A 9,936-nucleotide genomic window follows, 5' to 3' on the forward strand; every position below is an offset into this window, starting at 1 on the left:
GACGCGGATGTCCAGCCGCCCCCGGCCCACCAGAAAAACCGCAGGTCAGCGGCTTGTCGTTTGCGCAGGTCAGCGGCTTGCGCGCACGGCAACGGCCCGGACCGCGCAGTGGGCGCGGTCCGGGCCGTTGGTCGGTTGGTCGGTGGTGGTCACCACCTGGTCATGGGTCGGTGCTGGAGGCGACGTGCGCGTGGCCCGATGGTGAGGTGGGCGCACAGCTCGCACTCGGTCGGATGGGTCTGCGGGTTCCCGATGTGGAGGTTGCAGGCGTTGCAGGACGCCGCCAGGTGGGCCGGGTCGTCGCCGGTGATGGCGCGGCCGAGGGTGTGGTGCGCGGTCTGCGCTGTGCCGGTGCAGCGTTCGCGGACGCGGACCTGGCAGACGCCTCCGTGGTCGACCTCGTTGGCCGCCAGCACGGCGGCACGGATGCGACGCCACCGACGGCTACTGCCGCCCGACCAGGCGCCGCTCATCGGGCAGCGCCAGCGCGCGGTTCTCGAGACTCGTTAGCCTTGCTAACTTTGCTACGGGCAGAGGTGGCGGCGGGCGTCGGCCACGGCCTGGAGCGCGGTCGCGTACTGCGGGGTGCCGGTCGGGACCAGGCTCGCGGGCACCTGCATCCGGACCACGGCGGCGTCGGACAAGCCGCGGACGATCCAGGAGCACGCCGAGCGGCCGATGTCCAGGATCTCGCCGTCGCTGATGTTCGGGTGACTGCCCCAGTAGCCGGACCGCTGGACGTCGCGTTGCGCGGCCAAGTACCCGGCCTCGGACGCCAGGGCAGCGGTAGCCGCGGCCGGCGCGGCGCCCGCCGGGACAGCCGCGGCGAGCAGGACAGCGACGGCGGCGAGCTTGCGTAAGCGCATGGCGCGGTCTCCCGGGTGGCAGGGGTGGTCATCTGGATCTCGTCGTTGGTGGGCGGAGTGTTACGGGTCGGGTGCGTCACGAGGTACCTCCGAACAGGTCGAGCTGGCCGCCGTCGGCCGGGCTCGGCGGCACCGGTGCGGTCGGCGCGGTGTCGCGGCAGTCGCACGGGCAGACCCACCGGCACGTGCGGTCGACCAGCCACACGTCGGGGCAGATGTTCGCCGTGTTGGACACGAACCCGTTGCGGTCGGTGATGTACGCGGCCGGGGACGGGACGGGTTCGCGGTCGCGGCTCATGCAGCGGTGGTGGTTGCCGCTGGTGCACGCACCGCACAGGCCGGACTGGCACGCGCACTTGGTGTAGAACGCCGGGATCTCCCGGTAGGTGGCCCGGTGGTGCTTGCGCCAGACGTGTTCGCGCACCCACTCGGCCTCGTCGGGCGTCACGGTCGCCTCCGTTGTCGGTGGGCTGTGGTAGGTGGTGGGCGGCGGGTGGCAGGGGGGTCGTTGCCCCGGCCACCACCCGCCGCTCGGTCAGGTGGCTAGAACTCCAGGCCGCCGTCGTTGTCGGACATGAGTCCGATCCCCAGGTACTTGTTGCCCTTGTTGGTCGACTTCTTCTCGAACCGGTCGCTGACCCGCTTCCCGAAGTCGGTCGCCGTCATGGCGGGATGACCAGCCTGGAACGCCCACATGGAGTAGTGCTTGTGGAGCGCGGACGCCATCACGTTCACGTCGTCGCGGACGACGCACTGCGCCTCGATGAACTGGCCGATCGGGTCCGACTCGGTCTGGTAGGCGTTGGTGCGCAGCCGGACCGCGTCCGGGGTGGCCATGCCGTGCTGCTGGTAGTCGAGCCACCCGGCGAGGCACCAGGCGAGCACGGCGGCCAGGTGCTCGCGCCGGAGTCGGCCGGGCAGGGTGGTGTCACGGTCTTCGACCGGCACCACGACGTCGAACGGGACGATGGTCAGCCGCCGCCACAGCGCGGCGTCGTCGCCGGACACCTTGGGGGTGTGGTTGGTGACCATCAGGAGCGTGTGCGACGGCGTGAACTCGAATGGGTCCGACCTCATGCGGTTCGCGCGGATGCGGTCCCCGCCGGTGAGCGTCTTCACGGTGCCCGCGGCGAGCCGGTCGCCTTCGTCGGTCTCGCTGGTGACGACCAAGCGCGCGCCGTGCAGGTCGGCCAGGAACGTGCCGTGCCTCTCCGACTTCGTCCTGATGACCAGCTTGGGGTCGACGGTGAGCGCGTAGTCGCCGAACGCCGCCATCACGGTCTCGACCAGCACGCTCTTGCCGTTGCCGCCGGTGCCGGTGAGGATCGGGAGCGTGTGCTCCCTGATCTCGCCGAGCATGGCCAGGCCGCACAGCCGCGCGAGGTAGCCGCGCACGGCCGTGTCCGGGAGCACGGTCTCCAGGAACTCGCGCCAGGTGTTCGAGGTGGCGGCCGGGTCGACCACCGTTCCGGCGCACCGGGTGATCAGGTCGCGCGGGTCGTGCGGCTTGATCGTGCCGGTGCGGAGGTCCAACGTGCCGTTGACCGCGTTGAACAGGAACGGGTCGGTGTTGATCGTCTCGGCGCTGGTGGTCATCGGGTGCATGAACTTGGCGCAGTCGAGCACGCCCGCGACGCCGCTCGCGCTCTCGCACCGGCGGATGTCCTTGAACATCGCCTCCCGGTCGTCGCCGTGCAGCCGCCAGGCCGCCGCGATCAGCTCCTTCAGGTGCGCGGTGACGCGCCGCCGCGCCTTGCCGTCCTTGTCCTCGACCCAGTGGGTGCCACCCCAGTAGTGCCACCCCAAGCCGTGCACGTACAGCAGCTCGTTCGCGTAGCGCTGGACGAACTTCTCGGCGATCCGGAGCTGCCCACGGTGGACGTCGTCGGCGGTGCTGGACTTGATGCTCACCACGTTGTCGGTGGTGCTGGTGGTCACGTGGTGATCCCCCTCGGGTTGGCCGGACGCTGGTCCGGGTGGTGTGCCTGGTGGAGCAGTAGTGCGGTCGTCTCGGCGCTGATCGGGCCGGTGGCGGGCCGGGGCACGCGCGGCGGGTTGGCCAGCGCGTGCAGCTCGGCGGCGTGGTCTTGCTCGGCGGTGCGGCGCAGCGAGTCGGCGAACCACAGCACGGCGGCCGGGTCGGACCCGACGACCTGCACGTGCGGCACGCCGCGCACCAGCGCGCGCAGCTCGTGCTCCTCGGACGGTGTGGGCGCGCGGTCGCCGAGGTCGATCCGGACCGCGTCCACGCGCGAAGCGCCGCGGCGCCGGTCGCGGTACAGCCGGGGCTGGAGGTCCGAGAGGTGGACCTCCAGCACGGCCGTCACGCGGGTGAGCACCGGCGTGAACTCCTCGGTCATCCGGCCACCAACAGGTCGAGCGTGAGCGCCACCGGCGCCCGCACGCCTTCGCCGAGCGGTTCGGCCAGCAGCACCAGGCCGCCGCGCCAGAGCCGTTGGACGTGGACCAGGCCCAGCTCGGCGAGCCGGTCCAGCGGCCGGGCCTGCCGCGCGCGGTACTCGATGCGCCCGGCCGGGTGGCACCGGACCTCGATGAGGAGCCGGCGCTGTACCTCGGTGAGGTGCGGCACCGGCGCGAGGGTGACGCCGTAGCGCCGGGCGTTGCCGAGCTGGCCGCCGGTGCGGCTGTTGCAGCCGACGCACGCGGGCCGGATGTTCGGGCGGGCGTAGCCGCCGCCGAGCACGCCGGGCCGGATGCGGTCGGCGCTCACCGTGTCGACGGTCAGCCCGGTGCGGCAGAAGAAACAGAGCACGCGCGCGCCGTCGCCGTAGGTGTTGACCAGCCACGCCCGCCGGATGCGCCGGGACGCGCTCCCGCCGCGCTGGTTGCGGTTGGTGGTGCCGCGCCTGGTGGTCATCGCGCACCGCCGGTCGCCCCGTAGTGACGGGTGGTCTCGCCGTCGTCCAAGAACCACACGCCCGGCCGGTTGGGGTCGGGCCCGATCTCCACCGTGTCGAGGCGCACGCCCCGGTCGGTGCGCTCGCCGTCAACGGGGACGTAGAACTCCCACCGCTCACCGGCGCTGATGAAGATGGCGATGTACTCCACCGCGCGTTCAACGGTGGTCATCGGTCCTCACCCGCCAACCGGCACGCGACGCTCGCCACGTACTTGAGGTAGGCCGGGGTGTGCGTCTCGTCGCCGGTGTCCGCCGACCACGCGAGGTCAGCCGCGGCGAGCCGGGCGGCCAGGTCGTTCGGGTCGGACAGCCGGTCCAGCTCGGCGCGGAGCTGCGCCACCTCGGCCAGCAGGAACGGCACGTCGTCGCGCGCGCCCGCGATGAACTCCGCGTCCGGGACGGTCCGGTCGTGGGCACCCGGTCCGGCCGTGCCGGTGAGCGCCACCACCGTGAAGCCGTCCGGCGACGGCGACTCGACCGCCACGTGCCGGCCGGGCACCTCCCGAACCGCCACGACCTGATCGACCATCCACGGGCCGGGCGTCGCGGCCCGGACGCGGGCGCGGATGCCATCGAGCCGGGTCTGGACCTCGTCACGCGCGCTCATCGGTCACCGCCAGCGGTCGCGGCGGCACGCCGGCGGGCGTAGCGGAGGATGCCCGCGAGCCCTTCCGGGGTGTAGCCGAGTCGCCGTGCCGCGCCCGCGTGCGTCTCGCCGGTCTCGCGCAGGAAGGTGTAGTCCTCGATGGTGTCGGAGGTCGGCCGGAGCAGCCGCGGGAACTGGTCGAGGGTGCCGTAGTAGTGGTGCCGGTTGCGGCAGGGCAGGCACAGGTTCCGGCACCAGTGCCGCCGCCGTCGGCCGCAACTCGCGCACGTGATGACCGGCCGGTTCTTGACCTTGGTCGTCACCGGACACCCCCGGCGGACTCGATCGCGGCCCGAAGGTCGTCGGCGGCCACCTCGGGGTCGTCGCCGTCCAGGTCGCGGTTCAGCGCGATGCCGAGCGCCTGCGCCACGTGGCCAGGGATGCCGCTCCACCCGGTCGACACCTTGGCACGCACCTCACCGGTCAGCACCACGGTGCACGATGCGTGCCCGCCGAAGCTGTATTCGACTTCGAGCGTCACGGGCACGCCGTAGCGCTTGGCGCACTCGACCACGGCCAGCAGCTCGCCGTACCCGTCGGCCGCGTCCGTCGAGGGCTGGACGACCAAGTCCGTGTGGTAGCGGCCGATCGAGAGGTACGCGAGCGGCGGTAGCCGGTGAGCGTCCTTCAGGATCGCCGGGCCGAGGGCGCGCGCGATGGTGCCGATCTGGTCCGTCAGCGTCCGGTCGGCCATCACGCCCCACCACCGGCGGGCGCGTTGTGCGCGTCGACGTCCCGCTGTGCGTCCGCGCGCCGGTCGTGCGTCTCGCCCTGCCACCGGCAGTGGTCGCACGACCCGAGGTAGCCGCCACCGGCGGTCACGACGTCGCGGATCACCTCGGCGGTGCGCGGACAACCCGACCCGCCCTCGGCGCGCTCCTGGTCGGCGTCGCACCCCGGGCACGAGTCCGTCAGGAAGTAGTCGTGCGGACACCGCGTGTTGGACGCGACCACGGCACCCGGACCGGACAGCCAGTAGGCGGGCACGCGGCGAACGTCGTCCACGGTCGGGGTGATCGGCGGTTGCATGGCGGTGAGGTCGCCGTACAGCCGCCGGACGTCGGCGAGCGCCAGGGCGTCACCGCGGTTCGGCGTCCACAGCGTGCCCGGCTCGCCGGTGACGGTGCGCCACGTCCAGCCGTTCGGCGTGGCCCACCGCCCGCCGATCCGCGGGCAGCCGAAGTAGTGCGGCCGGTCGGCGGGCTCGCGCTCGCCGCACAAGCACGCGGTCTCCCTCGTCCACTCCTGGCCTGGTCCCTGGCGGGTGTAGATTTCCCCACCCGGCGAGTAGGCCAGCGTGTAGAGCACCGACCACGGCGAGCGGTGCGGCGTCATCTCCCGCGTGGGGTGCGACACCGCCCACTCCTGCCGCCGCTCGGTGAGCGCGAGCGCGGCGGCCTGGTCCTCGTCGGCGACGGCCAGCGTGGTCACGATCGCGCCGTTCGATCGGGTGCGCGTGGAGCGCGTCGTCCACAGCCACCGGCCGTGGTCGATCCGGCCGCGCAGCTGCGCCAGGGCGCCGACGAGGTTCGGCACGGCGAAGTCGTCGCCGGTGTCGAACAGCACCACGTGCGCCGGCCCGCTGTCGATCTCGGTCACCTCGGCGACGTCCACCGTGGACACGGCGTAGCCGTTGCCCGGCCGGATCGACGCGAACCGCTCGACGGTGGGGCGGTGCGGCCGGAACTCGACCAGCACGCCCGCCCGGGTCAGGACCGTCTTCACGCGCTGGCGCATCTCGGCCGCGTCGTTCTCCAGCTCGCCGAGCCGGAACGCGGGGAAGTACTCGGTCACCGGGCACCCCCAGCAGCCTCGATGCGGGCACGCACGCTGTCCGCGCGTTCCTGCGACGACTCCGCCCGCTCGCGGTGCACCTCAGCGGCCACCATCAACGCCCACACCAGCATCGAGCCGGGCTCGACGGACTTGGCCCGTTCGGTGAGCAGGTTGGACAGCGCGGCGTTGACCTCGGCCCGCCGGCTGTAGCGGGCAAGCCGCTCTTCGGCGGTGGCCGAGGGCATCGACCGCGACGTGGTCAGCTCGGCGTCGAGCTCCTGGTACCGCCGCTCGAACTCGGCAGTGCGGGTGAACACCTCGTCGGCGCGCGCGAGGATGTCGCGGCGGTCGTCGGTACCGGTGGTGTCGATGCTCATCGCGCGACCGCCTTCCGGACCGCGTCGCACTGCGGGCACCGGCCGTGGATGCTCTCGCCGTGCTCGCACCGGGCCAGCACGCGGAACGAGTCCGCCGCCGCGCCGGTCGGCTCCTCGACACCGACGTGGGACCGGACCAGCTCCTTCAGGTCGTCCAGCGCGGCCAGCAGGACGTCGAGCCGTTCGCCGGTGCCGTGTTCCCCGGTGCTGGCGACGGCCTGAGCGAGCGCGGTCACCAACGCGTCGGCGTACTCGGCGGCGGCGGGAAGGCTCACGATGCCGCCGACCAGCTCCACCATCGTCTCCTCGCGCTCGATCGCCACGTGCGAGTCGCGCAGGTCGAGCGAGTCGTAGACGAACACCTCGACCGTGATCGTCTCGGCGGCGTGCGGGTTGTCCGTCCACCGGTCGGCGACCTCGTAGCCGTTGCCGTGGTAGACGGTCGCGGGCACCTCTTCGGCGATGCGCGAGTGAGTGGCCCAGAGCGGTCTCTGGACCTGCGCCATAGACTGGCGGTTGGACATGCCGTTCTCCTGCTGGCTGTAGGTGTTGTGGGTGTCCGTCCGGTCCGCCGCTGCAACGGCGGTCCGACGCTGGCCGGCGGTCTGCAAACCGCCGGTCACGCGTTTCCCCTGCGCCGCCGCGTTCCGGGCCGACGGCCCTTGATCCAGGCGTCCAGGTCGTTCTCGAAGATCCGCCACGGTCCGCCGCGCTCGTTCTGGTGTCCCACCAGGTCGCCGTTGCGGAGTGCGCGCAGGATCGTCTTCTCGTGCCGGATCGCCCGTTCGGCCGCCGTCTTCACGCTGTGCACCCGGTTCTCGGGCACCAACTTCGGCGGGGTGAGGTCGGGAAGATCGGCTCTTGTGGCCGAGGTCACAAGCTGCCCCTTTCGTGTGACGGACGGTGCGCCATGGGGAGTTTTGGGTAGAACTTCGTGACGCTCCGTTGCTCCGGGACGCTACGCCGAGACTCCCGTCACCCGCAAGGCGCTTCGAGCTACCCCCAGATGCCCCGGCCTGGAGGCCATCGGGAGGGTTACCGACGGGTAGTGTTCCCACACGTACCCATCAAACTCCCCAATGCTTCACAATTGTCGCCATGCGGACTCATAAGGGCGGACTACGATGACGGCCATGACCGAACGTCAGGCCGCTACTTCCCACGACGCCACGGCGTCGGGCGGTCCAAATAGGAATGCCGAACTTGTCGGACAGGCTGTTTCCGCTGCTAGAGCGAGTCGCAAGTGGACGCTGGAGGATGTTGCGCAACGTTCCGCAATATCGCGGAAAACGCTTAGCCGAGTCGAGAAGGGCCTCCGTGTCCACATTTCGACCATTGCCGCACTCGAACCCGTGTTCGATGTGGCAATGGGCGCCCTGGTGGCCTCCTACTACGGGAACGGTGACCCCTTCCAGGTCCTCGGCGTAGCGAGTGGTTCAACCACTGGGACCGCTCCCACTGACTCCCAATTCCCTTCCACGGGGGATACATTCACCCGTTCAGAGCAACCGCAACCGGTCGCCGTGGGCGACGTGCCTCGCGTCCCGGCAGGCGACCGGGCGGTGGATGTGATCGAGGTGTTCAACATCGTGAGGCGGCTACCGCTGCACGAGCTGCGACAGCTCCGCGACTGGATCGACGGTGTGGTCCTGGACCGGGAGCCGCCCGAGCGTGCCGAGCAGATCAACCGAGCCGTCGCGCTGGCCGGGCCGTTCTACGTACGGTGGCGCGACGCGACGACCGATGCGGCCATCGCCCGGCGTCTCGGCGACCGGGCCGCCGCGGCTGACCATCTGGCCGAGGCGCAGCGGGCGCGCACCGACCTGGACACGTGGTTGGCGCAAGCCGTGCCGCAGATGTCCAAGCACGAGATGGCCTCGGCGTTGGCACGTATCCAGCGCGAGGCAGAGGAGCAGGAAGAGGGGTAACGACGTGGCGTCGTACGAGAAGCTGGCCAGCGGCCGATACCGCGGCGTCTACCGGGACGCGTCCGGCGCGAAGAAGCACACGCCGGCCGTGGACCGGATGCTTGACGCTCTACAGGCTGCGGTTGACGCGCAGGCGAAGACCCACCGGGTGGCGCGGCTGAACAACGGAACCCTGATGGCTCGCGTCACGTGGGGCGACTGGTGGGAAGCGATCATGGATGGCCGGGTGTGGGAGAGCGACCACGGGTTGACCCTCCAGCAGACGGCGCGCGCCTACCTCATGCCGCAGTGGCGCAACGTGCCGCTGAACGAGATCGTGCGCAGCGGCAACGACCGGACAGGCGCACAGGAGTGGGTCGACCGGCTCGCCGCGGGCACGGCGCCGGTGGAGATGCGCCAGCCGGGGTGGAAGCCGCGCCCGCTGTCGCCCGCGTACGTGCAGCGCATCTGGAGCGCGTTCTCCTGGAGCATCGGCGTGGCCTTGCAGAAGGAGGTGCTGGTGGCCTCCCCGATCGCCGGGGTGAAGATCCCCCGTCGGCAGAAGAAGGCGAAGAAGCACGTCACGCCGAAGGTCGCCGAGAGGCTGGCCACGGTCGGCCAGCTCCGCCAGGACTACGCGGACGCGGTCGCGTTCGGCCTGGAGACCGGGCTCCGGCCCGGTGAGCTCACCGGCCTGCACGCGCACCGGATCGACTGGGAGGCGAAGACGGTCACGGTCGCCGAGACGTACGTCTTCCGGCAGAAGAAGATCAGGGGGTGGCCGAAGGACGGGGACGCCCGCGTACTGCCGCTGTCCGACCGGGCTCTGGAGATCGTGCGCCGGCGGCTCTATGGCCGGGACCTGCGCCAGCCGTGCGGCCTGGAGCACATGCGCGGTGAGCGGTGCCGCAGGCCGTTGGTGTTCCTCACCGATGCGGACCCGCGGGCCGGGTCGGCGGGCGGGCGACCGCTTCACCGGGACGTGTTGCTCCTCGCGATGCACCGCGCCGCCGACGCCGCCGGGGTCGAGCCGGTGTCCGGCTACGCTCTGCGCCGCGGCTACGCGACGCGGCTCGCCGAGGCCGGGCTGGACGTCTTCACGCTGCGGGACCTCATGGGCCACTCGGACACCAAGATGGTCGAGGAATACGTACAATCGACCTCGGCGGCGCGCGGCCGGGTGCTCACGGCGCTTCAGGCCACCGCCGTGGTGCCCGTCGACCAGTCGGCGGAAGCGTCCTAACAGGACTCCAGGCGTGGGACAGAATCGGCCCGCGATGGGACGCGTTAGCTATCCGTGATGCTCCCCGACGCTCCCCTACCGGACATCAGCCCCCCGTTTCACCAGCGGAAACAGGGTCACATGTCCCCCGATGTACCGGCGACGCTCCCACCCTGTTTTGCCTGGTCAAGCCCTACGGTTCACGTGATGTACGTCCACGAG

General features: G+C 71.3%; 16 protein-coding genes and 1 pseudogene. 3 read left to right on the forward strand and 14 right to left on the reverse strand.

Annotated features, from left to right (window positions below; translation table 11 throughout):
* Positions 1–149 precede the first annotated feature (149 nt).
* The 14 genes from ACZ7GX_RS45145 to ACZ7GX_RS45210 form a co-directional block, all read right to left on the reverse strand.
* On the reverse strand, positions 150–416 hold the full coding sequence (locus ACZ7GX_RS45145; protein WP_498786830.1) for a hypothetical protein: 267 nt from the start codon (positions 414–416) through the stop codon (positions 150–152).
* 108 nt (positions 417–524) lie between these two features.
* Positions 525–866: a DUF732 domain-containing protein gene (locus ACZ7GX_RS45150; protein WP_498786831.1), complete on the reverse strand. Its 342-nt coding sequence runs from the start codon at positions 864–866 to the stop codon at positions 525–527.
* Between the two features lie 76 nt (positions 867–942).
* Positions 943–1,314, reverse strand: coding sequence for a DUF6248 family natural product biosynthesis protein (locus ACZ7GX_RS45155; protein ID WP_498786832.1), 372 nt, complete (start codon positions 1,312–1,314; stop codon positions 943–945).
* 95 nt (positions 1,315–1,409) lie between these two features.
* Complete coding sequence (locus ACZ7GX_RS45160; protein ID WP_498786833.1) at positions 1,410–2,804, reverse strand: DNA primase family protein; 1,395 nt, start codon at positions 2,802–2,804, stop codon at positions 1,410–1,412.
* On the reverse strand, positions 2,801–3,226 hold the full coding sequence (locus ACZ7GX_RS45165; protein ID WP_498786834.1) for a hypothetical protein: 426 nt from the start codon (positions 3,224–3,226) through the stop codon (positions 2,801–2,803). Before ACZ7GX_RS45165 ends, ACZ7GX_RS45160 begins: the two co-directional genes overlap by 4 nt.
* Positions 3,223–3,744: a hypothetical protein gene (locus ACZ7GX_RS45170; protein WP_498786835.1), complete on the reverse strand. Its 522-nt coding sequence runs from the start codon at positions 3,742–3,744 to the stop codon at positions 3,223–3,225. The genes ACZ7GX_RS45165 and ACZ7GX_RS45170 overlap by 4 nt, the downstream gene beginning before the upstream one ends.
* Entirely contained in the window at positions 3,741–3,956 is a 216-nt protein-coding gene (locus ACZ7GX_RS45175) for a hypothetical protein (RefSeq protein WP_498786836.1), read from the reverse strand. Before ACZ7GX_RS45175 ends, ACZ7GX_RS45170 begins: the two co-directional genes overlap by 4 nt.
* Positions 3,953–4,393 (reverse strand): hypothetical protein, encoded by a 441-nt coding sequence (locus ACZ7GX_RS45180; RefSeq protein WP_498786837.1) that lies wholly within the window; start codon positions 4,391–4,393, stop codon positions 3,953–3,955. Before ACZ7GX_RS45180 ends, ACZ7GX_RS45175 begins: the two co-directional genes overlap by 4 nt.
* A complete protein-coding gene (locus ACZ7GX_RS45185; protein ID WP_498786838.1) occupies positions 4,390–4,695 on the reverse strand; it encodes a hypothetical protein in 306 nt (101 codons plus the stop codon). Before ACZ7GX_RS45185 ends, ACZ7GX_RS45180 begins: the two co-directional genes overlap by 4 nt.
* On the reverse strand, positions 4,692–5,126 hold the full coding sequence (locus tag ACZ7GX_RS45190; RefSeq protein WP_498786839.1) for a hypothetical protein: 435 nt from the start codon (positions 5,124–5,126) through the stop codon (positions 4,692–4,694). Before ACZ7GX_RS45190 ends, ACZ7GX_RS45185 begins: the two co-directional genes overlap by 4 nt.
* Positions 5,126–6,226: a hypothetical protein gene (locus ACZ7GX_RS45195; RefSeq protein ID WP_498786840.1), complete on the reverse strand. Its 1,101-nt coding sequence runs from the start codon at positions 6,224–6,226 to the stop codon at positions 5,126–5,128. Before ACZ7GX_RS45195 ends, ACZ7GX_RS45190 begins: the two co-directional genes overlap by 1 nt.
* Complete coding sequence (locus ACZ7GX_RS45200) at positions 6,223–6,585, reverse strand: hypothetical protein (RefSeq protein WP_498786841.1); 363 nt, start codon at positions 6,583–6,585, stop codon at positions 6,223–6,225. Before ACZ7GX_RS45200 ends, ACZ7GX_RS45195 begins: the two co-directional genes overlap by 4 nt.
* Positions 6,582–7,208, reverse strand: a complete 627-nt coding sequence (locus ACZ7GX_RS45205; protein WP_498786842.1) for a hypothetical protein — start codon at positions 7,206–7,208, stop codon at positions 6,582–6,584. The genes ACZ7GX_RS45200 and ACZ7GX_RS45205 overlap by 4 nt, the downstream gene beginning before the upstream one ends.
* Complete coding sequence (locus tag ACZ7GX_RS45210; RefSeq protein WP_498786843.1) at positions 7,205–7,462, reverse strand: helix-turn-helix domain-containing protein; 258 nt, start codon at positions 7,460–7,462, stop codon at positions 7,205–7,207. The genes ACZ7GX_RS45205 and ACZ7GX_RS45210 overlap by 4 nt, the downstream gene beginning before the upstream one ends.
* 256 nt (positions 7,463–7,718) lie before the next feature.
* On the opposite strand from ACZ7GX_RS45210, the pseudogene ACZ7GX_RS45215 reads away from it, so the two are divergent.
* From ACZ7GX_RS45215 to ACZ7GX_RS45225, 3 genes and pseudogenes are all read left to right on the forward strand, one after another.
* Positions 7,719–7,937 (forward strand): annotated as a pseudogene (locus tag ACZ7GX_RS45215) (helix-turn-helix domain-containing protein); the annotation flags it as partial.
* 210 nt (positions 7,938–8,147) lie between these two features.
* Positions 8,148–8,513, forward strand: a complete 366-nt coding sequence (locus tag ACZ7GX_RS45220) for a hypothetical protein (protein WP_498786845.1) — start codon at positions 8,148–8,150, stop codon at positions 8,511–8,513.
* Between the two features lie 4 nt (positions 8,514–8,517).
* Positions 8,518–9,735 carry a tyrosine-type recombinase/integrase gene (locus tag ACZ7GX_RS45225; protein WP_498786844.1) on the forward strand — a complete coding sequence of 406 codons (1,218 nt, stop codon included), beginning with the start codon at positions 8,518–8,520 and terminating at the stop codon, positions 9,733–9,735.
* Positions 9,736–9,936 lie beyond the last annotated feature (201 nt).

Source organism: Actinosynnema sp. NPDC037264 (assembly GCF_055603705.1).

Bases quoted from the DNA above. Each gene is read 5' to 3' on its own strand.
- ACZ7GX_RS45165 (WP_498786834.1), bottom strand. From the start codon at position 3,226: ATGACCGAGGAGTTCACGCCGGTGCTCACCCGCGTGACGGCCGTGCTG.
- ACZ7GX_RS45170 (WP_498786835.1), bottom strand. From the start codon at position 3,744: ATGACCACCAGGCGCGGCACCACCAACCGCAACCAGCGCGGCGGGAGC.
- ACZ7GX_RS45200 (WP_498786841.1), bottom strand. From the start codon at position 6,585: ATGAGCATCGACACCACCGGTACCGACGACCGCCGCGACATCCTCGCG.
- ACZ7GX_RS45175 (WP_498786836.1), bottom strand. From the start codon at position 3,956: ATGACCACCGTTGAACGCGCGGTGGAGTACATCGCCATCTTCATCAGC.
- ACZ7GX_RS45150 (WP_498786831.1), bottom strand. From the start codon at position 866: ATGCGCTTACGCAAGCTCGCCGCCGTCGCTGTCCTGCTCGCCGCGGCT.
- ACZ7GX_RS45180 (WP_498786837.1), bottom strand. From the start codon at position 4,393: ATGAGCGCGCGTGACGAGGTCCAGACCCGGCTCGATGGCATCCGCGCC.
- ACZ7GX_RS45190 (WP_498786839.1), bottom strand. From the start codon at position 5,126: ATGGCCGACCGGACGCTGACGGACCAGATCGGCACCATCGCGCGCGCC.